This window comes from Pseudocitrobacter vendiensis, from assembly GCF_943590815.1.
GTDB classification, from domain to species: domain Bacteria; phylum Pseudomonadota; class Gammaproteobacteria; order Enterobacterales; family Enterobacteriaceae; genus Pseudocitrobacter; species Pseudocitrobacter vendiensis.
On the sequence record NZ_CALSBS010000009.1, the window covers coordinates 39,930 to 66,487 of the forward strand.

A 26,558-nucleotide genomic window follows, 5' to 3' on the forward strand; every position below is an offset into this window, starting at 1 on the left:
GTTACTCTCCGTGGATGGCCTTTGACATGGAGTAACGCCAGTGACCATCACACTTGATTCCCTTTCTCTGCAAACCGTACCGCAGCCAGCCGTCTGGCATCATCTTCCCTCCGTGATCTTAAGCGATGAAACTCTGCGTGAGCGCAAAGCCAAAGTACTGGCCGGGATGGCCTCTCGCGGGCTGGACACGCTGGTGATTTATGCCGACAAAGAGCACGGCGGCAATTTTGAGTATCTCACCGGATTTATCCCGCGCTTCGAAGAGGCACTGCTGGTATTGCACAGTGAGGGGGATGCCGTGTTGGTGCTCGGTAACGAAAATCTGAAACTGGTGGCGCATGCGCGGCTGGAAAACAGGGTGGTGCACGCCCCATGGTTCTCCCTGCCTAACCAGCCGATGGACAATCAACAATCACTGCCGGACGTCCTGAGCAGTGCGGGCATCGTTGCCGGAAAAAACTATGGCCTGGTGGGCTGGAAACTGTTTACTGGGGCTCATGACGATTCCTGGAAGATGTTTGATCTCCCGTCTTTTATCGTTGAGGCTATTCGTCAGGCGGCAGGGCCGGAAGCCACGCTGTGCAATGCCACCGGGATTTTTATCTCGCCAGAACACGGTGCGCGAACGGTCAATAACGCCAATGAACTGGCGCACTACGAGTACGGCGCGAATCTGGCGTCAACGGCGATTCTCGATGCCCTGAATGCCATCGAGCCAGGAAAAACCGAAAAGCAGATCGGCGCATTGCTTGCGGCCCAGGGGCAGCCGAATAACGTCGTGATGATTGCCGCAACCGGCGATCGCTTCGCCTGTGCCAATCTTTACCCTGGCGATAAACAGATACAGCGCGGTGACAAATTTTCGCTCACCACCAGTTACAAAGGCGGCCTGAGCAGCCGTGCGGCGTATGTGGTGGCGGATGAAAGCGAACTGGCGCCGGAGGTAGCGGATTATCTCGACGTGGTGGCGAAGCCTTACTATCGCGCCGTTGCGACCTGGCTCACCCACATCCGCCCAGGTATGTTGGGCAGTGAAATGTATGCGCTGATTGAACAGGTATTGCCGAAGGCGGAGTATCACTGGCACCTCAATCCGGGCCATCTGGTGGCGGATGAAGAATGGCTGTGCTCGCCGATTGGCCCGGACTCCAGCATACCGCTGCGCAGCGGTATGTTACTGCAAATTGACATCATTCCATCCCGCGCAGGTTACGCCGGAGCCAGCATCGAAGACACTGTCGCACTGGCCGATAAAGCGCTGCGAGATGAGCTTGCGCAGGTATACCCAGAGCTGTGGAACCGCGTGTTAATGCGTCGCCATTACATCAAAGAGCATTTAGGCCTTAGCCTGCCGGACGAAGTGTTACCGTTGTCGAATACGGTGGGGTATCTGCGCCCCTGGCTGCTCGACCCAACGCGAGCGTTGGTGTGTACAGAGTGATAAACTGTCCAAAACCTTTAATTTCATTACTGAGCAATTATGGCCATCATCCCTAAAAACTACGCGCGGCTGGAAAGCGGCTATCGCGAAAAAGCACTGAAACTGTTTCCGTGGGTCTGCGGGCGCTGCTCGCGTGAGTTTGTTTACTCGAACCTGCGTGAGTTAACGGTTCACCATATGGATCACGATCACACTAATAACCCGGAAGATGGCAGCAACTGGGAGCTATTGTGCCTGTTCTGTCACGATCACGAGCACTCGAAATATACCGAAGCGGATCAATACGGTTCAACGGTAATTGCCGGGGAAGACGCGCAAAAAGATGTGGGTGAGGCGAAGTACAACCCGTTCGCCGATCTGAAAGCAATGATGAATAAGAAGTAATAAAAAAGCACCGAACGTTTATCACGTCGGTGCTTTTTTTTGCCTGATGCGCTTTTACGTCGGGTGGCGGCTACGCCTTACCCGACCTACATTGATGTATGGAGGCTACGCCTCATCGGACCCACATTGCTTCCGTAGGCCGGATAAGGCGTTCACGCCGCCATCCGGCAAACAGCGAAATCAGAAGTTGTAACCCGCCACCAGATACCAGCCGAAGCCGTTGGATTTAATCGGCTCAGCCTGCCATACCGGCTCATCGCCATCTTTCCACTGACCACCGTTGTGGAAGTAACGCGCGACCACAGAGTAGTGCCAGTGATCGTAGTTCAGCGCCAGAATGTGGCTGGACGCGATAGAGTTGCTGGTGCGGTACTGATCGTCGCCCAGATCTGAACCCCAGTCGAAGTTGGTGAAGCTGATGTAGCTCAGCTTACCGCCCCACAGGTCAGTAATCGGCACGAAGTATTTGATTTTGAAACGATAGCCATCCCACTCATTTTCGTTGGATGCGCCATAGTTTTGCCACTGATATTTGGCATACACGTTCAGAGACAGCCCCATCGGCAGGCCGGTATCGATATCGGTACCCAGACCCATATACCAGGTGCTCTGACGGCCTTCGCTGTTGCGGCCCATATCGTAGATATAGTTGTTCGCGAAGTACCACTCTTTGAACGGACCAAAGCTCAGGTCAGTATTGGTCAGCTTGTCGATAGAGAAACGTGGCTCAATTTCCATAAACAGCGGGGAACCGTGGTTCCAGATACCGCGAGAGTTACCGTCGCCACCGAAGAAACGCGGCGCATCGACGTAACCATAGAAATCAAACCAGTCTTTCTTAGCGAAGGCTTCATATTCCAGATAGGTGTCGTTACGCAGCGTCGGCCCGAAACGGGTGTGGTAGCTGCCTACCACGTTGACGCTCTGATGCCACCAGTCGGAAAGGTACTGTGGTTTGTCATTTTCTGCTGCACCGGCAGTGAAAGACGCGGAGAGTGCCACTAAAGCACCGGCTGCTAATAATGTTTTTTTCATATGTTTGCCACTGATAAAAAATCCCTAACGGGAATGAAAGTAAGCGTCGAAGCTTTACAAAATGTTTCGTATTTCTGCGTGCCTATTATAAGAATCATTGCTCACAAAAATCAGTTACGGGTCACACATTTTTCATATACGTAATCGATTGCGTTCACGTTTGCGTAGATTGAACGGCGGCGATTGTACTTATCTTGTGAATGATTGCCAATCTTCAAAAAAAAGAGATGAATGGGTGAGAGGGGATATGGGGGAAAATTTGCGCCAGAGATGTCTGGCGCGAAGCTGTGCTTACTGTACGGTAGCGGGCTGAATATCGTGAACGCGAACAAACCCGAGTTGCTCCGGCGTAATGCCATTCAGCTGTAGCGGAATATCGACATCGCTGGGCGCGAGAATACTGGCTGGCGCGTTAATGAGCTGATTCTGCACGTTAACTTCCTGGAAGTTGTCGGTTGTGCCCTGAATCTGACCGTATTCTACCGTGCCGCTAAACGCCGGTAGCGCATCGTTAGACTCGCCCTGGATACGCAGCGTTACCGCCGTACCCTGCGCGTTTGGCGCGATGTTGCGCAAAGACAGGCGCAGCGTGCCTATCTGGCTCTTCAGCAGCGCAGCCGTATTGGAACCGGGAATGATGTACGCACCGCTGGCAGATTTCGCATTCAACGCGTTCTGCTGGCTGATCTTCACCGTTTCTTTGTTCAGTTTGGTCATTTCCTGATTGAGCGTACTGATACTTTCGTGCATCTGACGAACCTCGGCTTGCTGTGCGCAGGCAGTCAGGCTAAAGAGGCTTCCCAGTACGGCAATTCTTAGGTAACGTCTTGTCATTATGTCTGTTTCCTTATGGTCGGGATCACGTAATGGTAGATCGCAAAAGGGATTCTGGCATCGATCCATTGTCTCAAAAACGCTCTTCCTTTGTTGTCGAGCCATATCAGGGTAAAATAGGTTTCAGTTACCACCTCATAGTCAGGACGATGTATGCACTGCCCATTCTGTCTCGCCGTAGATACCAAAGTGATCGACTCTCGTCTGGTTGGCGAGGGCTCCTCCGTCCGCCGCCGTCGGCAATGCCTGGTTTGCAACGAACGTTTCACCACGTTTGAAGTGGCTGAACTGGTGATGCCGCGCGTCGTAAAAAGCAATGATGTGCGCGAACCATTCAATGAAGACAAGCTGCGTAGCGGCATGCTGAAAGCGCTGGAAAAGCGTCCCGTCAGTGCCGATGACGTCGAAATGGCGATCAATCACATTAAATCGCACCTGCGCGCCACCGGGGAACGTGAAGTGCCGAGCAAACTGCTGGGTAACCTGGTGATGGAACAGTTGAAAAAGCTCGATAAAGTGGCCTATATCCGCTTTGCGTCGGTTTATCGCAGCTTCGAAGATATTAAAGAATTCGGCGAAGAGATCGCTCGTCTACAGGACTAAGCTATGCACGACGAAATGTACATGGCGCGCGCGCTGAAACTTGCCGCGCGTGGTCGCTTCACCACTCATCCGAACCCGCGTGTCGGCTGCGTCATTGTCAATCAGGGCGAAATCGTCGGCGAAGGTTTTCACTACCGGGCTGGTGAGCCGCACGCGGAAGTTCATGCGTTGCGCATGGCGGGCGAAAAAGCCAAAGGCGCGACGGCGTATGTGACGCTTGAACCCTGTAGTCATCACGGTCGCACGCCACCTTGCTGCGACGCGCTGATTGCCGCAGGTGTTTCCCGCGTGGTGACCGCCATGCAGGACCCCAATCCCCAGGTGGCCGGACGCGGGCTTTATCGCCTGCAACAGGCGGGTATCGAGGTCAGCCACGGCCTGATGATGAGTGAAGCGGAAGCGCTGAACAAAGGCTTCCTGAAACGCATGCGTACAGGCTTCCCGTATGTTCAGCTCAAACTTGGCGCGTCGCTGGACGGGCGTACGGCGATGGCGAGCGGCGAAAGCCAGTGGATTACCTCGCCGCAAGCGCGTCGCGATGTGCAGCGTCTGCGCGCAGAGAGCCACGCAATTCTCACCAGCAGCGCCACGGTGCTCGCCGACGACCCGGCGTTAACCGTACGCTGGAATGAACTGAGCGCGGAGACTCAGTCGCTTTATGCCGAGGAAAACCTGCGCCAGCCGATACGTATTGTGATCGATAGCCAGAACCGCGTTACGCCCGAGCACCGCATCGTGCAGCAGCCCGGCGAAACCTGGTTTGCACGTACGCAAAGCGATGAACGCCACTGGCCAGAAAGCGTAAAATCGATGATTACGCCAGAGCATAATGGTCATGTTGATCTGGTTTTACTGATGATGCAGCTTGGTAAACAGCAGATTAACAGCATCTGGGTGGAGGCCGGCCCGACGCTTGCTGGCGCGCTGATTCAGGCGGGGGTCGTTGATGAGCTTATTGTCTACGTAGCGCCTAAACTATTAGGCAGCGATGCGCGTGGATTATGTGTCCTGCCAGGGCTTGAGAAACTGGCCGACGCCCCCCATTTCAAATTCAACGAGATACGCCATGTAGGCCCGGATATTTGCCTGCATTTGACGAACGCGTAATGCCTCCTGAAAAGGGAAGCAGCGCACAGAATATTATGATAAAATCCGCCCCCCTGCGGGGCAAATGAACCCAAAGGAAGAGTATGAACATTATTGAAGCTAACGTTGCTACCCCGGACGCTCGCGTCGCCATCACCATTGCGCGTTTCAACAACTTTATCAACGACAGCCTGCTGGAAGGTGCGATTGACGCCCTGAAACGTATTGGTCAGGTCAAAGATGAAAACATTACCGTTGTTTGGGTGCCTGGCGCTTACGAACTGCCACTGGCGGCTGGCGCGCTGGCGAAAACCGGTAAATATGACGCGGTGATTGCACTGGGTACGGTTATCCGTGGCGGCACTGCACACTTCGAATATGTCGCTGGCGGGGCAAGCAATGGCCTGGCGCACGTCGCTCAGGACAGCGAAATCCCGGTAGCCTTTGGTGTTCTCACCACTGAAAGTATTGAACAAGCCATCGAACGTGCTGGCACCAAAGCCGGTAACAAAGGTGCAGAAGCTGCACTGACCGCGCTTGAGATGATTAATGTATTGAAAGCCATTAAGGCCTGATTTTTTTGTAAGGGGAATTCCGTGAAACCTGCTGCTCGTCGCCGCGCCCGTGAGTGTGCCGTTCAGGCGCTTTACTCCTGGCAGTTGTCCCAGAACGACATCGCCGATGTTGAATACCAGTTCCTGGCGGAACAGGACGTCAAAGATGTAGACGTAATGTACTTCCGTGAACTGCTGTCCGGGGTGGCGACTAACAGCGCGTACCTCGATGGATTGATGAAACCTTACCTGTCTCGTCTGCTCGAAGAGCTGGGTCAGGTGGAAAAAGCGGTGCTGCGTATCGCGCTGTTCGAGCTGTCCAAACGTGATGATGTGCCGTATAAAGTGGCCATCAACGAAGCTATCGAACTGGCAAAAACCTTTGGCGCTGAAGACAGCCACAAGTTTGTCAACGGCGTGCTGGATAAAGCAGCTCCTGCAATCCGCCCCAAGAAAAAGTAATCTGCAGGCCGGTGCGAGTGTGGTTTTTGCCGCATTCCCCGGCCTTGTTTTATTCTCCTGCAGAGGCATAACGTATGGCATGCGGCGAATTTTCCCTGATTGCCCGTTATTTTGACCGCGTAAGAAGCGCCCGCTTTGATGTTGAGACCGGAATCGGTGACGACTGCGCGTTGCTCAATATTCCCGAAAAACAGACCCTGGCAATCAGCACCGACACTTTGGTGTCCGGCATTCATTTTCTTCCTGATATCGACCCCGCCGACCTGGCGTATAAAGCGCTGGCTGTAAACGTCAGCGATCTCGCGGCAATGGGCGCAGACCCGGCATGGCTGACGCTTGCCCTGACGCTGCCGTCGGTGGATGAACGCTGGCTTGAAGCGTTCAGCGATAGTCTGTTTGAACAACTCGATTACTACGATATGCAGTTGATTGGTGGCGACACGACGAAAGGTCCGCTTTCCATGACGCTGGGTATTCATGGCTACGTGCCTGTCGGCCGGGCACTGAAGCGCTCGGGCGCAAAACCGGGCGACTGGATTTATGTCACCGGTACGCCGGGGGATAGCGCCGCCGGGCTGGCGATTCTGCAGAACCGCCTGAGAGTGAGCGATGAAACGGATAACGCGTATCTGGTTAAACGCCACCTGCGCCCGACGCCGCGCATTCTGCAAGGGCAGGCGCTGCGCGACCTCGCCAGTTCGGCGATCGATCTTTCCGACGGCCTGGTTTCCGATCTCGGCCATATTCTGAAAGCCAGCGAATGCGGCGCGCGAATCGACCTGGATGCACTCCCTTATTCTGAGGCGATGCAGCGTCATGTTGACGGCGAACAGGTGATGCGCTGGGCACTTTCTGGCGGAGAAGATTACGAACTGTGCTTCACCGTACCGGAACTTAACCGCGGCGCGCTGGACGTGGCGTTAAGCCATCTTGGCGTGCCGTTTACCTGCATCGGCCAGATGAGCGCTGACGTAGACGGAATGCATTTTCAACGCGGCGGCGACGTCGTGACGTTCGACTATAAGGGATTCGATCACTTTGGCTAGCAAAGACGTGGCGAAAAGCCGTCTCAATTTACGCAACCCCTGGCACCTGCTGGCGGTCGGTTTCGGTAGCGGCTTAAGCCCGATTGTGCCGGGGACAATGGGGTCGCTGGCTGCGATTCCCTTCTGGTATCTGATGACCTTCCTGCCGTGGCAGCTCTATTCGCTGGTGGTGATGCTCAGTATTTGTATCGGCGTGTATTTGTGTCACCAGACGGCAAAAGACATGGGCGTCCACGACCATGGCAGCATCGTGTGGGATGAGTTCGTCGGCATGTGGATTACGTTGATGGCGCTGCCGACGATGGACTGGCAGTGGGTTGCCGCCGGGTTTGTGATTTTCCGTATTCTCGATATGTGGAAACCGTGGCCGATTCGCTGGTTCGACCGCAACGTTCACGGCGGTATGGGGATTATGGTTGACGACATCGTCGCTGGGGTGATTTCGGCGGGGATACTGTATTTTATCGGGCACCATTGGCCGATTGGTGTGATTTAGGGGGGAGGATTTTTCCCCCCTCACCCTAACCCTCTCCCGCAGGGAGAGGGGACCGACCGCGGAAATATTCAAGACCTGCTCTGGTTTTCACCCTCTCCCGGTGGGAGAGGGCCGGGGTGAGGGGCCTTACTTAAACCCTACTACCGGATGCGGCTGATACGGTGTTTCCAGCTCCGCAATCTGTTCCGGTTCCAGCGTTAAATCCACCGCGTTCAACAACTCATCTAACTGCTCTTCCCGCGATGTGCCGATAATCGGTGCCGCCACCCCCGGTTTGCTCAACAGCCACGCCAGCGCCGTCTGGGCGCGGGTAGCGCCAAGATCGTCCGCTACGTGCGCCAGCCGATCGGCAATTTGCGCATCGTTCGCTTCGGTGGTGCTGTAGAGCGTGTTACCAAACTCATCGGACACCAGACGCGCGGTGGTTTCGCCCCACGGGCGGGTTAAGCGTCCACGCGCCAGCGGGCTCCAGGGGATCACCGCCACGCCTTCGCGGTTGCACAGCGGCAGCATTTCATTCTCTTCTTCACGGTAAATCAGGTTGTAGTGATCCTGCATGGTAACGAACGGCGCCCAGCCATGCTGTTTTTGCAGCGCCAGCGCATGAGCAAACTGCCGCGCGTGCATCGAGGACGCGCCGATATAACGTGCTTTCCCCGCTTTCACTACATCGTTTAACGCTTCCAGCGTCTCTTCAATCGGCGTGCTGTAATCCCAGCGGTGAATTTGCAGCAGGTCGACGTACTCCATCCCCAGGCGTTTCAGGCTGTCATCGATGGATCGCAGAATTTGCGCGCGGGAAAGTCCCTCCGCCAGGTCACCGACCTGATGATAAACCTTGGTCGCGACCACGACGTCTTCACGGCGAGAGAAATCGCGCAGGGCGCGGCCTACTATCTCTTCGCTGCTGCCGTCTGAATAGCTGTTGGCGGTGTCGAAAAAATTAATGCCACCTTCAAGAGCGCGATGAATGATAGGGCGGCTGCTCTCTTCGGGTAAGGTCCAGGCGTGTTTGCCCCGATCCGGTTCGCCAAAGGTCATGCAGCCCAGGCAAAGACGGGAAACCCGAAGGTCGGTGTGTCCTAAGAGGTTGTATTGCATGGTTCCGCTCCTGCTTATAAGGTTTACCTTTAAGCATAGCAGGAGCGGAGAGGAGGGTTATGCCAGCCAGTTCGCGATTTTGGCTTCGATGCCTGCCGCGTCAAGACCAAGGTCGGCGCGGATCTCTTCCTGTGTGCCCTGAGGAATGAAGAAGTCCGGCAGGCCGATATTCAGCACTGGCACCGCTTTACGGTTTGCCATCAGCACCTCGTTAACGCCACTGCCTGCGCCGCCCATGATGGCGTTCTCTTCCAGCGTTATCAGCACATCGTGTTGCTCAGCCATTTCAAGAATCAGACTTTCATCAAGCGGTTTCACAAAACGCATATCCACCAGTGTGGCGTTGAGTTTCTCTGCGACCGCCGCGGCGTCAGGTAACAGCGTCCCGAAGTTCAGAATGGCGATTTTCTCGCCCTGACGTTTCACCACGCCTTTGCCGAGCGGCAGTTTCTCCAGCGGCTGAAGTTCAGCGCCGGTGCCGCAGCCGCGCGGATAACGCACAGCGCTCGGGCCGTCGTTGTAGTGATAACCGGTATACAACATCTGACGACACTCGTTTTCATCGCTCGGCGTCATGATGACCATCTCCGGGATGCAGCGCAGGAACGAGAGGTCAAACGCGCCCTGGTGCGTCTGCCCGTCAGCGCCGACAATCCCCGCGCGGTCGATGGCGAACATCACCGGCAGTTTCTGGATAGCCACATCGTGGATAACCTGGTCGTAGGCGCGTTGCAGGAAGGTGGAGTAAATCGCCACAATCGGTTTGTTCCCGCCAATCGCCAGGCCCGCGGCGAAGGTCACCGCATGTTGTTCGGCGATTGCCACGTCAAAGTACTGGTCTGGGAATTTTTTCGAAAATTCGACCATGCCGGAGCCTTCACGCATTGCAGGCGTCACCGCCATCAACTTGCTGTCTTTAGCCGCCGTTTCACACAGCCAGTCGCCGAAAATTTTAGAATAAGAGGGCAGGCCGCCGCTGCTTTTCGGCAATTTTCCGCTGGTATGGTCAAATTTAGGCACCGCATGGAATGTAATAGGATCTTTTTCGGCAGGCTCGTAGCCGCGCCCTTTTTTGGTCATGATGTGCAGGAACTGCGGGCCTTTAAGGTCACGCATGTTTTTCAGCGTATTCACCAGACCCAGCACATCGTGGCCGTCGACCGGGCCAATGTAGTTAAAGCCCAGCTCTTCAAACAGCGTGCCAGGCACCACCATGCCTTTGATATGCTCTTCGGTGCGCTTAAGCAGTTCTTTAATCGGCGGTACGCCGGAGAACACTTTTTTGCCGCCTTCGCGCAGAGAAGAGTAGAGCTTGCCGGAAAGCAGTTGCGCCAGATGGTTATTCAGCGCGCCGACGTTCTCGGAAATCGACATCTCGTTGTCGTTCAGCACGACCAGCATGTCAGGTTTGATATCACCCGCGTGGTTCATCGCTTCAAAGGCCATGCCTGCGGTGATCGCGCCATCGCCAATCACGCATACTGTGCGACGCTGCTTCTCTTCACGTGCGGCGGCAACGGCGATGCCAATCCCGGCAGAAATAGAGGTAGAAGAGTGACCGACGCTTAATACGTCATATTCACTCTCACCGCGCCACGGGAACGGGTGCAGGCCGCCTTTCTGACGAATGGTGTCAATTTTGTCGCGGCGTCCGGTCAGGATTTTATGCGGATAGGCCTGATGACCCACGTCCCAAATCAGCTGATCGAACGGCGTATTGTAGACATAGTGCAGCGCCACGGTGAGTTCCACCGTGCCAAGCCCGGAGGCGAAGTGTCCGCTGGAACGGCTCACGCTGTCGAGCAGGTAACGACGCAGTTCATCGCACAGCTTCGGCAGGCTCTCTTTTGGCAGCAGGCGCAACTCCTGAGTGGAATCGACCAACGCCAGGGTCGGGTATTTGGCAATATCAAAACTCATCAGAGACTCATTTATTGTTTATTTGTCGCGCAGGATGATGTAGTTCGCCAGCGCTTCCAGTGCAGTAGTATCCAGTGACTGTGCGGCCAGTTCAGTTAACGACTGACGGGCCTCTTCAATCAGGTCACGGGCTTTAGTGCGGGCTTGCTCAAGGCCCAGCAGTGCGGGATAGGTGCTTTTGCCTAATTGCTGATCGGCACCCTGGCGCTTTCCGAGGGTCGCAGTATCACCCACCACATCCAGAATGTCATCCTGAACCTGGAATGCCAGGCCGATACATTCAGCGTACTTATCCAGCAGTGGCAAAGCGCTACGGCCTTTCTCGCCTGCGCTCAATGCACCTAAACGCACAGCGGCGCGAATCAACGCACCGGTTTTATGACGGTGAATACGCTCAAGCGCTGCCAGATCAACATGCTTACCTTCTGCATCGAGATCCAGCGCCTGACCGCCGCACATGCCCGCGACGCCGCTGGCCTGTGCCAGTACAGAAACCATCGCCAGGCGATCGCGGTCCGACACGTTGGTCATCGGCGCATCACTCAGTATAGAAAACGCCAGCGTTTGCAGGGCATCGCCGGCCAGAATTGCATTCGCTTCGCCAAATTTAATGTGGCAGGTCGGTAGGCCGCGACGCAGATCGTCATCGTCCATTGCCGGAAGATCGTCATGCATCAGCGAATAGGCATGAATGCACTCGACGGCGGCAGCGGGGGCGTCAAGCGTGAGCTGATCGACGCCAAACATTTTCCCGGTAGCGTATACCAGGAACGGACGCAGGCGTTTACCGCCTAATAATGCGCCATACTGCATCGCTTCAACCAGCGGAGTGTTCTGAAAGGGCTGAGGCTCAATAAAACGCCGCAACGCGCTGTTGGCGTGTTCGACGCAGGCATTTAACTGCTGCGAAAAATCCATTTATTCATTGTCCGGCGTAAAAGGGGTCAGAGAAGCGTTGTCGTTGTCTGCCAGCAGGATCTGCACGCGTTGTTCCGCCTGTTGCAGCTTGGACTGCCCCTGACGCGCCAGCTGTACGCCGCGCTCGAATTCGTTCAGTGCCTCTTCCAGCGGAAGATCGCCGCTTTCGAGACGATTAACGATCTGCTCCAGTTCGGTGAGTGCAGTTTCGAAACTGGCCGGGGCTTCATTTTTCTTTGGCATAGTGAATGATCAGCTCTATTTATATCGCGATGACGACTATGGTAGCCCAGTCGCGTCCTGAATCAAATAACACACAATGGTATATGGGAAACCGCGCAGCTTAACCACGAAGATGGTATACTCCGCGACCTGGATGCAGGTACCCCGGTGCGCTGCAGTACAAATTTTACCTACAGCCCGCATCGGGCTTGCCAACGAACCATTGCCGCCATGAAGTTTATCATTAAATTGTTCCCGGAAATCACCATCAAAAGCCAATCTGTGCGGTTGCGCTTTATTAAAATTTTAACCGGGAACATTCGTAACGTTCTAAAGCATTATGACGAGACGCTTGCCGTTGTTCGTCACTGGGATCACATCGAAGTTCGCGCCAAAGATGAAAATCAGCGGCTGGATATCCGTGACGCCCTGACCCGTATTCCGGGCATCCATCATATTCTAGAAGTTGAAGATGTGCCGTTCACCTCGCTGCACGACATCTTTGAAAAAGCGCTGGTGCAGTACCGCGATCAAATTGAAGGCAAAACCTTCTGCGTGCGCGTGAAACGTCGTGGTAAACACGAATTCACCTCGATTGAGATCGAGCGCTACGTTGGCGGCGGTCTGAATCAGCATGTTGAATCCGCGAAAGTGAAGCTGACCAACCCGGACGTCACCGTTAACCTGGAAATCGAAAACGATCGCCTGCTGCTGGTCAAAGGCCGTTATGAAGGTATTGGCGGTTTCCCGATCGGTACCCAGGAAGATGTGCTGTCGCTGATTTCCGGCGGTTTCGACTCCGGCGTCTCCAGCTACATGCTGATGCGTCGCGGCTGTCGCGTGCACTACTGCTTCTTTAACCTTGGCGGCGCGGCGCACGAAATCGGTGTTCGTCAGGTTGCGCATTACCTGTGGAACCGCTTCGGTAGTTCCCACCGCGTGCGTTTTGTTGCCATTAACTTCGAACCGGTGGTTGGCGAAATTCTCGAGAAAATCGACGATGGCCAGATGGGCGTGGTGCTGAAACGTATGATGGTGCGTGCGGCATCGAAAGTGGCTGAACGCTACGGCGTACAGGCGCTGGTGACCGGTGAAGCGCTGGGGCAGGTTTCCAGCCAGACGCTGACCAACCTGCGTTTAATTGATAACGTCTCCGACACGTTGATTTTGCGCCCGCTGATCTCCCACGATAAAGAGCACATCATCAATCTGGCGCGTGAAATCGGTACGGAAGACTTTGCGCGTACCATGCCGGAATATTGCGGCGTGATCTCGAAAAGCCCGACCATCAAAGCGGTGAAAGCGAAAATCGAAGCGGAAGAAGAGCACTTCGATTTCAGCATCCTGGATGACGTGGTGGCAAATGCCAACAACCTCGACATTCGCGAAATTGCGCAGCAGACCGAGCAGGCAGTGGTGGAAGTCGAAACCGTCAGCGGTTTTGGCGACAACGATGTGATCCTGGATATTCGTTCCGTTGATGAGCAGGATGACAAACCGCTGAAAGTGGAAGGCGTGGAAATTGCATCTCTGCCGTTCTACAAGCTGAGCACCCAGTTCGGCAACCTCGACCAGGGCAAAAACTACCTGCTGTGGTGCGAGCGCGGCGTGATGAGCCGCCTGCAGGCGCTTTACCTGCGCGAGCAGGGCTTTGCCAATGTGAAGGTTTATCGCCCGTAAGTGCATGGTTATTGCTGAAGAAAAAACCTCGCGACGCGAGGTTTTTTTATGCCTGCGGTTGTCGGATAGCGGCTGCGCCTTATCCGACCTTGTATCTTGAACTGGTAGCTGATTAGCTATCAGCTACAAAAGGTATTTTTACGGACATGCGGAGGTTATTCGTGGTGGGTACAATTCGGGTTTCAGGGGGGAAAGGGATGGAGTGAATTGCAAATGGATCTACGCGATGCGGGTTGGCATGATATAGGTGATGTGCGTTTTCAACTGACTATTCCTGGTGGCTCGCTGGTAAGCCTTCAGGCAAGCTTATCTATCTGGGTCAATGAGTCTGGAAAACTGTTGTTATATTTATCCAATTCAAAGGTACTTTATTTCGTTGTTATCAGTATCTTTTTAGGTGTTGCACTGGCAATTAGCGGAATAAAAATATCAACAAATAAGTTATATCATCGGTTGTTTCAGCAAAATGAAAGCTGTAAAAACGGTTATGCGTTATTTCTTGCTGATATTGGGATGGGGGGGGGTAAACAGAACGTCCTGTGGGTTTGTTGCCTGGTCCGAGGTAAATTCTGTTGTTTTGTTAGGGCGCCATGATTATATTTTGATGAAAGGATCTCATTATGCGTGGATTCCACATGAGATCCGGGATGAATTACGAAAACCCGCCATCCATTTCATCCAAAAACAAATTGCGATTCATAATATAGCTTAATAGCCGTAGGCTCGATAAGCGCAGCGCCATCGGGCATTTGATGGAAATAATAGGGTAAACATATGGAAATAACTCAATCAAACATAAATTCTAATAATGTCAGATACAGCGTTAATATTCCGGCAGGTTGTCTGTCTTTTAAACATTATACGTGGGCAAGTTCTCTTGTTCGGAGGCATTTACCCCGGCGGCCAGCATGGCTGGTGTGGATGAAAAAGATACTAATATTTAGTGGGGTTCTTTTCATATTTTATTTCGTTAATAGCCATTATCATCTCGCAGTGTCTGTATGGCGAATAGGTGCAGAACATTATAGCGTTAGAATACGAAATAATAATGTGCTTACGTTTTTTTTGACAATATTTATCCTTGGTTCGATATTTACTCGTATTATGTTTCATCGTTACTTTATTCATGTTCGTCATAACTTCTTTGCGGTGAGTGAGTTTGTACTCCATGGCTATTGTCTGGAGTTAACCTATTCTGGTGTTCAATGGAAAAGTAATAATGGCTACGCATTCATACCCTGGTCAAAGACAAAAGGTATTTTAAGTGATGGTCATAATGACTACATTGACCTGGGTATACAGGGCTTTTTATGGATCCCGATTAATTTGCCTGGATATCCGCGCAAAGCGCTTTTGGATTTTTGTCACCAACAGATTGCCGCCAGTAAGATTACCGATAAGTAATGCCGCTTGCTGGCAACACCGTAACCCCTGGTGCTAAAGTACCTCCTCAACACCAGCGGCGAGGACAGCATGCAAAAAGTACACAAGTACATGGAAATCAAAGAGAAGATCAAAAAAGATATTCTCAGCCTGAAATATAAGAAAGGCGAAAGCATCCCTTCCGAGCGCGATCTGGCGGCGATTTATGACGTCACTCGCGTGACGGTACAGAAGGCGATGGCGAGCCTGGTACAGGAGGGGTTTATTGAGCGCATTCATGGCAAGGGCATGTTTGTGCTGAAAAACACCGAATCAAATATCTACATTCTTAACAACGAGAAGAGCGACAGCATTCTGGGTTTTTCCCGTGAGTTTCAGGGGCAGGTTGCAGTGACCAGTCAACTGATTGATTTTAAGCAGATTAAAGCCGATGATGCGCTGGCCGCGCAGCTTGATATTGCGTCAGGCGACGAAGTTTGGTTTATCCGCCGAATTCGTCTGCTTGATGGTGAACCGGTACTGATTGAAGACAGTAATATTCCTTGTCGGGTCATTGATACCATTCCAGAATCGGTGCTGAAAGAGGGGTCGCTGTATGGCTATATCGAAACGTTCACGAATAAAAAAATCAAAGATGCCGATTCGCTGATTGAAGCCGCGTTGTTTGATGGCGAACAGGCGTCGCTGCTGAATATCGTGCCAGGGCTGCCGATGCTTAAGATAACTGAAGTGACCCGACTGGGTGGCGGCAGAGTATTTAACTACTCCATCAGCTACAACCGCGCCGATATATTCCGGGTGAAGAACATGCGTATTGAGCGTTAAGAAACAGGCCGGGGTATGCACCCCGACCCACCCGTTCTACGCCTGAATCAGGCTAGCCGCTCCGGCATCCAGCGCCAGCGTACAGCGAGCATGGTTTTTTACCAGCGTTGAGGGGATATCTGCCGTCGGCGCGCTGTTCAGCGTCGTGGCGACAATCTCCGCTTTCTTCTCTCCATTCGCCATCACGATAATCTGTTGCGCTTCCAGTAACGTTTTCAACCCCTGGGAAATACCATGCGTGACGTCGCGCGCGCCGCCGAAATATTTGACGGATACCGCTTTGGTGATGGGATCCAGCGGAACGATATGGCAACGGTTGTTGAGGTCCGCGCCGGGTTCGTTGAAGCCAATATGTCCGTTCATGCCAATGCCCAGCACCAGAATATCAATGCGTCCATGTTCCGCGATGAAGGCATCGACGTGCTGGCATTCCGCTTGCGGGTTCGCCGTCAGCCCGTCAAAAAAGCAGATTTGATCCGGGCGAAGCGGCAGCTTATCGAAGAGATGGCTATATACCATCTCCCGACAGCTGCCTTTATCCTCGCGCCCCAGCCCGAGCCACTCATCCAGACCAACAAATGCGGCGCGTGAGAGATCAAGCCCTTGCTGGCTGGCTTCAACCAGCACCTTAAAGACGCCAAGCGGGGTATCGCCACCAGCAATGCAGACCAGCGCATCGGGTTTGTTTTTCAGCGTCTGGATAACCTGTTGACCGACATATTCACACAGTGCGGGGTAATCCTGGCGAATTTCAATATTCATTTTGCATCCTTAGCGTATTGCGGAAGATAGCGTTGGTTGACGTCCAGATACTCATCAAGAATCTGCTCTGCAATGGTTGCCGAAGGCACCAGCGGGTTGATGCTCAGCGCCAGTAAAGCGGTATCGTAATCACCGGTAACGGCGGCTTCGACGGTAAGCTCTTCGTAGGCTTTCACGCTCTGAATCAAACCACGAATTTTCACTGGCAGGCGGCCATAAGCGACAGGGTGCGCGCCATGCTTGTCGATAACCGCATTGGTCTCAAGGGTGACGTGATCCGGCAGATCCGGCGTGGTGCCGTTGTTGACGGTGTTGACCACGTGGATCTCTTTTTTATCGTTATAAATAGTGCTGATGATTGAACAGGCGGTATCGGAGTACCATGCACCTCCGCGTTTCTCCAGTTCTTTTGGTTTATGATTCAGGTGTTCATCCTGATAAAGCTCAAATAGACGTTTCTCTATTTCGCGCGTTTGTTCGCCACGCGTGCCCTTCGTGGCGGCATCCTGCTGCGCGGTTTCCACCATTTCGCGATTGAGGAAAAAGTATTTCAGGTAGGAAATCGGATACATATGCAGCGCCTGAGCAAAACGGGCAGTGAAGCCGATATCCGGGATATTTTTCAACGAGTTGTTGGCGCTGCCTTCGGCGAGCTTGTTAATAAAATCATCGGTTTTATCTTCACCGTGAATGGCGATGCGGTCGGCAAAAATCAGGTGGTTCAGGCCGATAATGCGCGTATCGACAGCGGACTTTTCCACGCTATATGCTTTGGCGATATCCATCATCATGCTGTTCGCGCCGCTACAAATACCAATGGTTTTAATATTGCTGTGGCGGGTAATCGCCTCGGTGACAATACCTGCCGGGTTGGTAAAGTTAATCAGCCATGCATTGGGGCACCATTTTTCCATATCTCGGCAGATATCGAGCAGCACGGGAATGGTTCGCTGCGCTTTCATAAAACCGCCCGGGCCAGTGGTTTCCTGGCCGAGTACACCATACTTCAGCGGAATACGCTCATCGGTGATACGGGCTTCAAGAAAACCGACGCGCAGTTGGGTGGTCACAAAGTCGGCGTCTTTCAGCGCTTCTTCGCGATCCAGCGTCAGGTGAATGTTCATCGGCACGCCAGCCTGCTGCACCATCCGCTGCGCCAGCTTTCCAACGATCTCCAGCTTCTCTTTTCCTTCCTCAATATCCAGAAGGTAGTAGTCGGTAACGGGTAATTCAGCGTAGCGCTTAATAAATCCGTCAATTAATTCCGGCGTATAGCTGGACCCGCCACCAATGGTGACAACTTTAAGCTTTTGCATAGGACATCCTTTTATTAAGCGGATTCTGTGGTGGCGAAAGCGTCTTCGCCTTTTTCTTCTGCCAGCTCTCTTTCAACCTGCTTGCGTTCGGCGAGTTTGAAAAAGGGGAGGTAAATCAGAGCTGAGATGACAATGGTGCAGATGGACCAAATCACCGCCGGAATATTTCCCCCTGTGACAAACCAGGCAGCGAAAATAGGCGGCATGGTCCAGGGGATTTGCAGAACAGGGCGGCCAATAATGTCGAAATACATCAGGCAATAGGTGGCGGTGCACAGCAGCATCGGCGTCAGGGTGAAAGGGATCATTAGCAGCGGGTTAAAGACGACCGGGCAACCAAATATCACCGGTTCGTTGATGCAAAATACCGCAGGCGTGACTGAGAGTTTACCCACCGAGCGATAAAGTTTGCTGCGAGAACGCAGCATCGCCAGCACCAGACCCAGCGTTGCGCCCGTACCGCCGATACACATAAAGACGATATAAAAACCATCGGCGGTAATATGGGGAATGGGCTGGTGGTTAAGATAAGCCTGGGTGTTCTCCGCGATGTATTTTAAAAAAATCGGGCTGGTAATACCGGATAACACGTTATCGCCGTGAATACCGCAGCACCAGAGCAGAGAAATCAGGAAAATCAGAGTAAGCATACCCGGCAGTGAGCCAAGGCCGCTAACCAGGGGGCTGACCAGCCAGGTGAAAAAACTATTGATATCGAAGTTGAGTAATACCCGAATCAGCCACACCAGGGTGATGACAAAAATGGCCGGAATCAGGCTGGAAAAAGATTGTGCGACCGCAGGCGGCACGCCATCGGGCAGGCTAATAACCAGGTTGCGCGTAATAAAAAAACGCAGAGTTTGAACGGTAAATATCGCCAGAATAATGGCTGAGAAAAGACCCGCTGCGCCAAGGTTATCAACGTTAAGCTGATATTCATTATTTAACTGCGCCAGTAAAAAAACGACAACGGAAACTACGCTACAGGTTATCGCGCTGAGCTTATATTCTTTCGCTAAATTATAACTGATGCCAATTGATGAAATTAAGCCAATGGCGCCAAAGGTGACTGCCGCAGGAGCGCTAAGCTTAGCAGCAAAAGGCCCAAGTAACTCCGCCCAGCCTGGGATGGGCAAATTGGCCAGAATGAGGAACAGACTTCCGGTAATGGTAAAGGGAAGCGTCAAAACAATGCCGTTACGCACGGCGACCAGATGTTTATCTTCCCCGATCCTAATCAGCAACGGAATAATACGATTTTCAATAAATGTGACCACGAGAAATGCCTCCAGTGAGGTGTTGTATTTCCCCTGTTTATTAAATCTCTTTCTCAGGAGTTTAACTGGTATATACCAGTTGATGCGGAGTTTTTCACGGATTGATTTCCGAGTCAATGCGTTGCCAAAAGGCAAGTTTTGTTAAATATCTAATTGAATAAATGATGTTTTTTTATGGGGTGACAGTACGGGTCAGGAAATTAAGAGGGGAAAAAAGTGATGTTCTGTGAGCGCTCGCACAAAAAATCGAAGGCCCGATAAGCGCAGCGCCATCGGGCGTTTCAAACGGGTTACTCGTAGTAGTTATAAATCCCCGCCGCCATCACCAGCTGTGAGGCAACTTCATGGGCTTTTTCACGCCCAACCAATAAGTCGATGATCTTCAGGCCAAAATCAATCGAGGTGCCAGGCCCCTGGCTGGTGAGCAGATTTACACGAGGATCCCACGCGACGCGCCGGTCCATCCACTGATCTTCCGGGATCTGATCCTTCAGCGTCGGGAAGCCGGTCATGTTACCGACAGGGAAGAGATTGTGCGGGACCAGTACGGTGGCGGGCGCGGCGCAAATTGCGGCCACAATACGCCCGGAGAGGTGGAACTGACGCACGGTTTCAATCAACAACGGGCTATCGCGGAAGCACTCTGCGCCTTTGATGCCGCCCGGCAGGATGATGATGTCGTAATCGCCATCGGCAACTTCCACCAGCGGGGCATCGGCCAGCAGCTTCACGCCGCGCGAGCAGACGATAGTCAGGTTGCCATCGCTGGCGACGCTTGCCGTGGTGACGTTAATGCCGCCGCGAACCAGCAGGTCGATCGTGGTGACGGCTTCCGTCTCTTCACTACCAGGTGCGAGGCAAATCAGTGCCGACGCGCTCATATTCACTCTCCTTACGTTTAATCTGTTCATACAGGCGGGTGTTTTCCGGCAGGCTAAGACCGTGGGCGCGGGCGCGTCGGAGCAGATAACCGGTGATATAGTCGATTTCCGTGTGTCGCAGCGCCCGAACATCCTGAAGCATGGAGGAGATATTTTCTCCTGTGCGTTCAATCACCTGGGTGACGTAAAATAGCAGGTTTTCCGTCGAAGTATGAATGCCTTCTCGCGCCATGGTATGGGCAACTTCCGCACAGATAAGCTCAATTTGCGCTAAATGTTGGCTCAGCTCTCCGTTCGGGCAGTTCATCAGCGCGGTCAATGGGTTGATTACGCAGTTTACCGCCAGCTTGCGCCACATCGCCGAGTGGATGTTGTCGTGCCAGGCGACATCGGGCAGCACGTCCTGCAGGGTAACCGCCAGATGGCTGTAATCGCGATCGTAATGTTTAGCCGGGCCAATGTGCGTGGTGCCGTTGGCGACGTGGATGATGATGTTACCATCACGGCGTGCGGCCTGCGTGGTCGCGCCCAGCAGTAGGGGCTGCGTAACGTCGTTTAACTCTTCTACTGTGCCCATGCCGTTATGGATGAGCAAAATAGGGGACGTTGCCGGCAGTTTCTTTGCCAGCGTTTTTACCGCGTCGGAGACCTGCCAGGCTTTAAGCGTCACCAGCAAAAGGTCACTGTGCGCCAGAAAGTCGGGGTCGTTAGCGGTTACGGACTGATTAAATACCGTGCCATCCAGCTCAAGCAGATTTACGCTACAGTAAGGCTGGGGGACGCGTAGCCAGCCCTGAACATCAAATCCTTTTTTGTATAACGCTGTAAGCCATAGCTGGCCCAGCGCGCCACATCCTAGTACTGTAATTTTCACACTGCCTCCTGAACGGCGTTGACACCCAAATTATAGCCTCGGGCGCTAAGCTTTCGGGGATAACAAGTTGAGTTATGCCGCATTGCAGGTATTATGCAACGCAAAAGTCACTGAGGGAGAGGAAAAGATGCCATCTTTCGATATTGTCTCTGAAGTTGATCTTCAGGAAGCACGCAACGGCGTGGATAACGCGGCGCGTGAAGTTGAATCACGTTTCGATTTTCGTGGCGTAGAAGCAAAAATTGAGCTGAACGATGCGAATAAAACCATCAAAGTGCTGAGTGAGTCTGATTTCCAGGTCAACCAGTTACTGGATATTCTGCGCGCCAAACTGCTCAAACGCGGCATCGAAGGTACGTCCCTGGATGTGCCGGAAGAGTTCGTGCATAGCGGAAAAACCTGGTTTGTGGAAGCGAAGCTGAAGCAGGGTATTGAGAGCGCGATTCAGAAGAAAATCGTTAAGCTCATCAAAGACAGCAAGCTGAAAGTGCAGACGCAAATTCAGGGCGAAGAGATTCGCGTGACCGGGAAATCCCGTGATGATTTGCAGGCGGTGATGGCGCTGGTGCGCGGCGGCGATTTAGGCCAGCCGTTCCAGTTCAAAAACTTCCGCGATTAATCTGTATTGCCGGATGGCGGCTTCGCCTTATCTGGCCTACGGGAATGTTATGTTGCTTCCGTAGGCCCGATAAGCGTAGCGCCATCGGGCATTTCAGGCTCAGGCGACAATAGCCTGCTCCACTTCAAACCGGTTGGTCACTTTGCTGTCGATTTTAACGTAAGCCGAACGCTCATCACCCACCAGCAGCACCTCTTTAATCCCTTCCTTCGCCAACAGTCGCGCCTTCAGGGCATCATCAACCTCGACGCCGTCGGGAATTTCAATGCGTAAACTGCTGACATAAGCCGGTTCGCTCATGGTGACGGCGACCAGCATCCAGATTGTCGCCAGCAGTGCGCCCGCCAGGAACACGGTTTGCGAATCGAAGAAGCCGTCAATCCAGCCGCCCAGCGAGCCGCCGATGGCCACGCCGAGGAACTGGCTGGTGGAGTAAATCCCCATCGCCGTGCCTTTGTAGCCCGCCGGAGACTCTTTACTGATAAGCGACGGTAACAGCGCTTCCATCAGGTTAAAGGCGAGGAAGAAAATCTGCACGCCCGCTACCAGCGCCCAGAAATCGCTGCCGGACCCCCACAACACAATTTCTGCAATCAGCAGCAGGGCGATACACAGCAGAAACACGCGCTTCATTTTGCGCTTCACTTCGGCATAAATAATGAACGGCACCACGGCGATAAACGAGACCAGCATGGTAACCAGATAAATCTTCCAGTGCTCGGGGGCCGGGAAACCTACCGCTTCCAGTTGGCCCGGCAGGGCGACGAAGGTCGACATCAACAGAATGTGCAGACACATAATGCCGAAGTTCAGACGCAGCAGTTTGGGCTCCATCAGCACTTTGCTAAAGCAGCCTTTTACCATGCCGGATTCGCGGTTCAACGTGTGATTATGACTGTTTGGTACGACCCACAGCGTCAGCAGGATGGCCAGCGACGCGAGGATGGCGATCATCCAGAACAACGCATGCAGGCCCAGCTTATGGGTGATAATCGGCCCTAATACCATGGCGATCGCAAAGGTGACGCCAAAACTCACGCCGATAAACGCCATCGCTTTGGTGCGATTCTGTTCGCGAGTGAGGTCGGAAAGCAGCGCCATCACCGCGGCGGCGATCGCCCCGGAGCCTTGTAAGGCGCGGCCAAGAATAATGCCCCAGATGGAGTCTGAGAGCGCGGCAATCACGCTACCGGCGACAAATATCATCAGCCCGCCGATAATCAGCGGTTTGCGGCCAATGCGGTCGGAGAGTAAACCAAAGGGGATCTGGAAGACGGCCTGTGCCAGCCCGTAAATACCAATCGCCAGGCCAATCAGCGCTTCGCTTGCGCCTTGCAGGGCCATACCGTACGTGGTCAGAACCGGCAGGACCATAAACATGCCGAGCATGCGCAACGAAAATACGGTCCCTAAACCCCAGGTCGCGCGCAATTCACCCGGCGTCATTTTGTAATCGTTCATTCCCACCTCATTATTAATCGCCCCATAGTGTAGTGCGGAGCGCAGGCAGGGTAAACAGAGTGTTAATGAGCAAATATTACATTCGTGAATTATTTGTGCGGTATAGAAAAGGCCCCTGCGCGGGGCCCCGGTCTGAAGATCAAATTGCCTGGCGGATCTCGTCAATCACTTCAAGCGATCGCAGTGCATCAGCGGCGTCGATAATCGGCGTCGCCTCGCCGCGAATGACGGCAATAAAGTGATTCAGTTGCAGGATAAACGGGTCGATGGCGTCTATGTGCAACGTTTCACTGATAAGCGGCTCGTGCCAGCCGCTTTTCTCGCCGTAGCGCCACCAGCGCATCTGCGGAATCGCCAGCGCGCCCAACGTGCCGGAAATCAGGTAGCAGTTTTCCGGCGTATGCGCGTAAATCGGATTTTCCGCCGAATTCATCTCCCAGCTCCACGGGCTGACGCTGCAATCGCTTAACACCGCGCTGCCCAGTGTGCCGCGCGCGAAACGTAAATTCACCACCGCGCTGTCTTCGTTAGCAAATCCGCGCGTTTCGCTGGAGGCCATCGCCTGTACCTCTTCAATTTCGCCCAGCAGATAGCGCATCAGATCGATATCGTGCACCAGGTTGACCAGCAGCGGCCCCGCACCGGGCTCGCGTCGCCAGCTCACGTCAAAATAGTCCTCCGGTTTTTGCAGTATCCAGTGGGCGGAAACGGCGACGATATTGCCGAGTTTGCCGCTATCGATGAGCGTTTTCGCTGCCGCCGTCAGGGCGTTATGGCGGCGATGATGACCGACTAATACCGGTACGTTGTGCGCAAGCGCTGCGTCCACCAGTTCACGTGCGCGCTCAGGGGATTCTGCCACCGGTTTTTCCACCAGCACCGGAATACTGCGTGTTACGCAGGCCAGCGCGCAGGGCACATGCAGAGTGTTTGGCGTGGCGTTAATCACCCCGTCTGGCCTGATTTCATCGAGCATTTCCTCGACGTCAGCAAACCACGCTACGCCGAGCTCTGTAGCCAGTTTCCGTGCCTGTTCGGAAGGATCGGCAAGCGCCACCAGCGTAGCGTCTGATGCATGCTGAATAACCTCGATGTGTTTGCGCCCGATGGCGCCGGCGCCGATCACGGCGAGTCTGGTCGGATTCATGATGGGCTCCTGAGCGAAGAGGTAACGGGAGGAACATTGTCGGGTTGGCCCGAGGCAAACCAGCCTTTTGCCGCGACGCCCAGCACGGTGAGCAGCGCCGGAATGCCCAGCAGCAGGAAGACGGTTTCAAATTTGAGGTCCATCGCCAGCATTTCCGCGCCAGCAAAGGCGCTGAGGATCGCCCCGATACGCCCGACACCGTGCATCCAGCTTGAACCGGTGGCGCGCGCCTGGGTGGGGTAAAAGCGTGCAGAGAGCGCGTTCATGCCGGTATTGGCACCGTTCAGGCAGGCGCCGCTAATCAGCGCCAGCAGGCACAGTAGCGTGAAGCTGGCGGCCGCAAAACCAATTGCCATCGTCACCAGCCCGCCAACCGCAAAAATGGCTCCCAGCGCCCGATGTGGGTTAATGCGGTCCATCAGCCACCCGGCAAACAGTGAGCCCACTGTGCCGCCCGCCTGATAGATGGCAGTCATAATTGCCGCCTGGCTAACGGTGAGACCAATCTCTTTCACCAGCGTTGGCAGCCAGCTACCGAGGATGTAAACCAAAAACAGCCCCATAAAGTAGATGAGCCACAGCATCAGCGTGCCGAAGCGGTATTGCGGTGAGAGCACGATGCGCATCGCGTTGCCGCTGACGGGCTGTGTCGGCAACACAAAACTGACGTTATCGGCTATCTGGCCCGGATAGAGACGCTGGAGGATCGCGCAAATCTGCCCGGCGGGGGCTTGCTTGATCACCAGAAAACGCACGGACTCCGGCAACTTCCACAGCAGAATCGGTACAAACAGCAGCGGTAAAATACCGCCCAGCGCCATCAGTGAATGCCAGCCATACATTGGGATCAGCCATGACGCGGTAAAACCGCCAATCGCCGCCCCGAAGGTGAAACCGCAGAAAATCACCGTAATGATGAACGAGCGTTTACGTTCAGGCGCATATTCCGAGACCAGCGTACTGATATTGGGCATCGCCGCGCCCAGGCCTAACCCGGTCATAAAGCGGAAGAAAATCATCTGTTCGATGTTCTGCGAAAACGCGGTGGCGACGGTCCAGAAACCGAAGAAGAAGACGCTGTTGATGATTATCTTTTTGCGGCCCAACCAGTCGGCGAGCGGGCCGGAGAACATCGCCCCCAGAGCCAGGCCAATCAGCGCGGTGCTGATCACAAAGCCCAGTTCATGGTTGCTGACGCCCCATTCTTGTTTCAGCACCGGCGCGATAAACCCCATGATGGCGATATCAAAACCATCCAGCGCAATGACGGCAAACCCTAAAAAAATCACCAGCTTCTGATAGCGGCTGAGCGGCTGGGTGTTAATTAACTCTCTGACGTCCAGGCGTTGAGTCTGAGCCATAACGATTCCTCGGGTGAGTGATTCACAGGAAGGGCTGCGCGGCGTTAAACAGCAGCTGTGCGCGTTGTTGAGCGGGAAGGGCGCCTTGCGCGCCCGCCAGCGGGACTTCGAGAGAAACGGGGAGTGTGGCAGGCAATGCCGCCAGCAAACCGCGTAAATCAAGGCCACCTTCGCCCGGCACTTTTCGTGCGCTGCGCGCCTGGTAAATCAACTCATCGGTGGTGTCAGGGATTTGTGCAGGGGCATCGCACAGTTGCATATAGTTCAGTTGCGCAGCCGGAATGTCAGCCAGCGTGGTCAACGATTCCCCCGCCCGCCAGAAGTGAATCGCATCGACCAGAATGCCAACGTTGTTCTGCCCGCTGGCGGTGATCAACCTCTGCGCGTCGTGCACGGTTTTTAGCGCCGTCCACGGCATCGGTTCGAGGTTCATGGTCAGACCGTACTGTTTCCCGACCTGCGCCAGCCGCGCCAGATTCTCCGCACAGCGTGTAATGTTGTCGTCATTGCCAGCGACCAGTACCTGCCGGGCTTCGAGGCGCGCGGACGTTTCCAGAAACACATGAAGCGATGGCAGATTAAAGTCAGGCGTCAGGCGAACAATCTCCACATCCGATACGCGAACCCCCGTTTCCCGTAGGGCGGCGAGCGTTTCGCGTACGGTTGCCGTGTCGCCAAGCATATCGTAGTCAGGGTCTGTCGGCGTGGCGGGGAGCAGACGCAGGCCGACGTGCGTAAAACCTGTTCGGGCAGCGATACGCACCTGTTCCGGTGGCGGAACGTCGAGCATCGTCAGTGCAGCAAGAGACAAGGAACGCGTGTTCATAGGGACTCCAGTACAGTTGCAGGTAAGATGTTGTTATATTTTTA

At 53.9% G+C, this 26,558-nt stretch carries 28 protein-coding genes; 13 read left to right on the forward strand and 15 right to left on the reverse strand.

Features of this window, described 5'->3' with window-relative positions; all coding sequences use genetic code 11:
* Window positions 1-40: 40 nt before the first annotated feature.
* Both NMC31_RS11635 and yajD read left to right on the forward strand, forming a co-directional pair.
* Window positions 41-1,441: a M24 family metallopeptidase gene (locus NMC31_RS11635; RefSeq protein WP_253898007.1), complete on the forward strand. Its 1,401-nt coding sequence runs from the start codon at window positions 41-43 to the stop codon at window positions 1,439-1,441.
* A 39-nt stretch (window positions 1,442-1,480) separates the two neighbouring features.
* Complete coding sequence (gene yajD / locus NMC31_RS11640; protein ID WP_253898008.1) at window positions 1,481-1,825, forward strand: HNH nuclease YajD; 345 nt, start codon at window positions 1,481-1,483, stop codon at window positions 1,823-1,825.
* Window positions 1,826-2,005: 180 nt separating this feature from the next.
* Here the strand turns inward: yajD and NMC31_RS11645 are convergent, their stop codons facing one another.
* Together NMC31_RS11645 and NMC31_RS11650 are read right to left on the reverse strand one after the other, a co-directional pair.
* On the reverse strand, window positions 2,006-2,860 hold the full coding sequence (locus tag NMC31_RS11645) for a nucleoside-specific channel-forming protein Tsx (protein ID WP_149462152.1): 855 nt from the start codon (window positions 2,858-2,860) through the stop codon (window positions 2,006-2,008).
* Window positions 2,861-3,151: 291 nt separating this feature from the next.
* Window positions 3,152-3,694: a SadB/YajI family lipoprotein gene (locus NMC31_RS11650; RefSeq protein WP_253898009.1), complete on the reverse strand. Its 543-nt coding sequence runs from the start codon at window positions 3,692-3,694 to the stop codon at window positions 3,152-3,154.
* 153 nt (window positions 3,695-3,847) lie between these two features.
* Here NMC31_RS11650 and nrdR point away from each other — a divergent pair, with 153 nt between their 5' ends.
* The 6 genes from nrdR (at window position 3,848) to pgpA (ending at window position 7,941) form a co-directional block, all read left to right on the forward strand.
* The gene (gene nrdR, locus NMC31_RS11655) at window positions 3,848-4,297 is read left to right on the forward strand and encodes a transcriptional regulator NrdR (protein ID WP_108474814.1); all 450 of its coding nucleotides are present in this window, start codon (window positions 3,848-3,850) and stop codon (window positions 4,295-4,297) included.
* Window positions 4,298-4,300: 3 nt separating this feature from the next.
* Entirely contained in the window at window positions 4,301-5,404 is a 1,104-nt protein-coding gene (ribD, locus tag NMC31_RS11660) for a bifunctional diaminohydroxyphosphoribosylaminopyrimidine deaminase/5-amino-6-(5-phosphoribosylamino)uracil reductase RibD (protein ID WP_253898010.1), read from the forward strand.
* An 83-nt stretch (window positions 5,405-5,487) separates the two neighbouring features.
* The gene (gene ribH / locus NMC31_RS11665; RefSeq protein WP_001021161.1) at window positions 5,488-5,958 is read left to right on the forward strand and encodes a 6,7-dimethyl-8-ribityllumazine synthase; all 471 of its coding nucleotides are present in this window, start codon (window positions 5,488-5,490) and stop codon (window positions 5,956-5,958) included.
* Between the two features lie 21 nt (window positions 5,959-5,979).
* On the forward strand, window positions 5,980-6,399 hold the full coding sequence (gene nusB / locus NMC31_RS11670) for a transcription antitermination factor NusB (protein ID WP_015965605.1): 420 nt from the start codon (window positions 5,980-5,982) through the stop codon (window positions 6,397-6,399).
* Between the two features lie 74 nt (window positions 6,400-6,473).
* Window positions 6,474-7,445, forward strand: coding sequence for a thiamine-phosphate kinase (gene thiL / locus NMC31_RS11675; protein WP_253898011.1), 972 nt, complete (start codon window positions 6,474-6,476; stop codon window positions 7,443-7,445).
* Window positions 7,432-7,941 carry a phosphatidylglycerophosphatase A gene (gene pgpA / locus NMC31_RS11680; RefSeq protein ID WP_149462148.1) on the forward strand — a complete coding sequence of 170 codons (510 nt, stop codon included), beginning with the start codon at window positions 7,432-7,434 and terminating at the stop codon, window positions 7,939-7,941. The genes thiL and pgpA overlap by 14 nt, the downstream gene beginning before the upstream one ends.
* Before the next feature lie 126 nt (window positions 7,942-8,067).
* On the opposite strand, the gene NMC31_RS11685 is transcribed toward pgpA, so the two are convergent.
* The 4 genes from NMC31_RS11685 to xseB are packed head-to-tail and all read right to left on the reverse strand — an operon-like array spanning window position 8,068 to window position 12,123.
* Entirely contained in the window at window positions 8,068-9,042 is a 975-nt protein-coding gene (locus tag NMC31_RS11685; protein WP_253898012.1) for an aldo/keto reductase, read from the reverse strand.
* A 57-nt stretch (window positions 9,043-9,099) separates the two neighbouring features.
* Entirely contained in the window at window positions 9,100-10,962 is a 1,863-nt protein-coding gene (gene dxs / locus NMC31_RS11690) for a 1-deoxy-D-xylulose-5-phosphate synthase (RefSeq protein ID WP_253898013.1), read from the reverse strand.
* Window positions 10,963-10,980: 18 nt separating this feature from the next.
* Entirely contained in the window at window positions 10,981-11,880 is a 900-nt protein-coding gene (gene ispA / locus NMC31_RS11695; RefSeq protein WP_253898014.1) for a (2E,6E)-farnesyl diphosphate synthase, read from the reverse strand.
* Window positions 11,881-12,123 carry an exodeoxyribonuclease VII small subunit gene (gene xseB / locus NMC31_RS11700; RefSeq protein WP_253898015.1) on the reverse strand — a complete coding sequence of 81 codons (243 nt, stop codon included), beginning with the start codon at window positions 12,121-12,123 and terminating at the stop codon, window positions 11,881-11,883.
* A gap of 210 nt (window positions 12,124-12,333) precedes the next feature.
* On the opposite strand from xseB, the gene thiI reads away from it, so the two are divergent.
* The 4 genes from thiI (at window position 12,334) to NMC31_RS11720 (ending at window position 15,990) form a co-directional block, all read left to right on the forward strand.
* Window positions 12,334-13,782, forward strand: a complete 1,449-nt coding sequence (thiI, locus tag NMC31_RS11705; protein WP_253898016.1) for a tRNA uracil 4-sulfurtransferase ThiI — start codon at window positions 12,334-12,336, stop codon at window positions 13,780-13,782.
* Between the two features lie 213 nt (window positions 13,783-13,995).
* A complete protein-coding gene (locus NMC31_RS11710; RefSeq protein ID WP_253898017.1) occupies window positions 13,996-14,376 on the forward strand; it encodes a hypothetical protein in 381 nt (126 codons plus the stop codon).
* A gap of 180 nt (window positions 14,377-14,556) precedes the next feature.
* Window positions 14,557-15,186, forward strand: a complete 630-nt coding sequence (locus NMC31_RS11715) for a hypothetical protein (protein ID WP_253898018.1) — start codon at window positions 14,557-14,559, stop codon at window positions 15,184-15,186.
* A 69-nt stretch (window positions 15,187-15,255) separates the two neighbouring features.
* Window positions 15,256-15,990, forward strand: coding sequence for a GntR family transcriptional regulator (locus NMC31_RS11720; protein ID WP_253898019.1), 735 nt, complete (start codon window positions 15,256-15,258; stop codon window positions 15,988-15,990).
* Window positions 15,991-16,026: 36 nt separating this feature from the next.
* Here NMC31_RS11720 and NMC31_RS11725 read toward each other — a convergent pair whose 3' ends face one another.
* From NMC31_RS11725 to panE, 5 genes are all read right to left on the reverse strand, one after another.
* Entirely contained in the window at window positions 16,027-16,752 is a 726-nt protein-coding gene (locus tag NMC31_RS11725) for a glucosamine-6-phosphate deaminase (protein WP_253898020.1), read from the reverse strand.
* Complete coding sequence (locus tag NMC31_RS11730; RefSeq protein WP_253898021.1) at window positions 16,749-18,068, reverse strand: 6-phospho-beta-glucosidase; 1,320 nt, start codon at window positions 18,066-18,068, stop codon at window positions 16,749-16,751. The genes NMC31_RS11725 and NMC31_RS11730 overlap by 4 nt, the downstream gene beginning before the upstream one ends.
* A gap of 14 nt (window positions 18,069-18,082) precedes the next feature.
* On the reverse strand, window positions 18,083-19,345 hold the full coding sequence (locus NMC31_RS11735) for a PTS sugar transporter subunit IIC (protein WP_149462139.1): 1,263 nt from the start codon (window positions 19,343-19,345) through the stop codon (window positions 18,083-18,085).
* A 290-nt stretch (window positions 19,346-19,635) separates the two neighbouring features.
* Window positions 19,636-20,226 (reverse strand): protein deglycase YajL, encoded by a 591-nt coding sequence (yajL, locus tag NMC31_RS11740; protein ID WP_253898022.1) that lies wholly within the window; start codon window positions 20,224-20,226, stop codon window positions 19,636-19,638.
* On the reverse strand, window positions 20,189-21,100 hold the full coding sequence (gene panE / locus NMC31_RS11745; RefSeq protein ID WP_149462137.1) for a 2-dehydropantoate 2-reductase: 912 nt from the start codon (window positions 21,098-21,100) through the stop codon (window positions 20,189-20,191). The genes yajL and panE overlap by 38 nt, the downstream gene beginning before the upstream one ends.
* Window positions 21,101-21,227: 127 nt before the next feature.
* Here panE and NMC31_RS11750 point away from each other — a divergent pair, with 127 nt between their 5' ends.
* Window positions 21,228-21,719, forward strand: coding sequence for a YajQ family cyclic di-GMP-binding protein (locus NMC31_RS11750; RefSeq protein WP_015965590.1), 492 nt, complete (start codon window positions 21,228-21,230; stop codon window positions 21,717-21,719).
* A gap of 99 nt (window positions 21,720-21,818) precedes the next feature.
* On the opposite strand, the gene NMC31_RS11755 is transcribed toward NMC31_RS11750, so the two are convergent.
* From NMC31_RS11755 to NMC31_RS11770, 4 genes are all read right to left on the reverse strand, one after another.
* Window positions 21,819-23,180, reverse strand: a complete 1,362-nt coding sequence (locus tag NMC31_RS11755; RefSeq protein ID WP_253898023.1) for an MFS transporter — start codon at window positions 23,178-23,180, stop codon at window positions 21,819-21,821.
* A gap of 139 nt (window positions 23,181-23,319) precedes the next feature.
* Window positions 23,320-24,327, reverse strand: a complete 1,008-nt coding sequence (locus NMC31_RS11760) for a Gfo/Idh/MocA family protein (protein WP_253898024.1) — start codon at window positions 24,325-24,327, stop codon at window positions 23,320-23,322.
* On the reverse strand, window positions 24,324-25,688 hold the full coding sequence (locus NMC31_RS11765; RefSeq protein WP_149462134.1) for an MFS transporter: 1,365 nt from the start codon (window positions 25,686-25,688) through the stop codon (window positions 24,324-24,326). The genes NMC31_RS11760 and NMC31_RS11765 overlap by 4 nt, the downstream gene beginning before the upstream one ends.
* Before the next feature lie 22 nt (window positions 25,689-25,710).
* Entirely contained in the window at window positions 25,711-26,514 is an 804-nt protein-coding gene (locus NMC31_RS11770; RefSeq protein WP_253898025.1) for a sugar phosphate isomerase/epimerase family protein, read from the reverse strand.
* Between the last annotated feature and the right edge of the window lie 44 nt (window positions 26,515-26,558).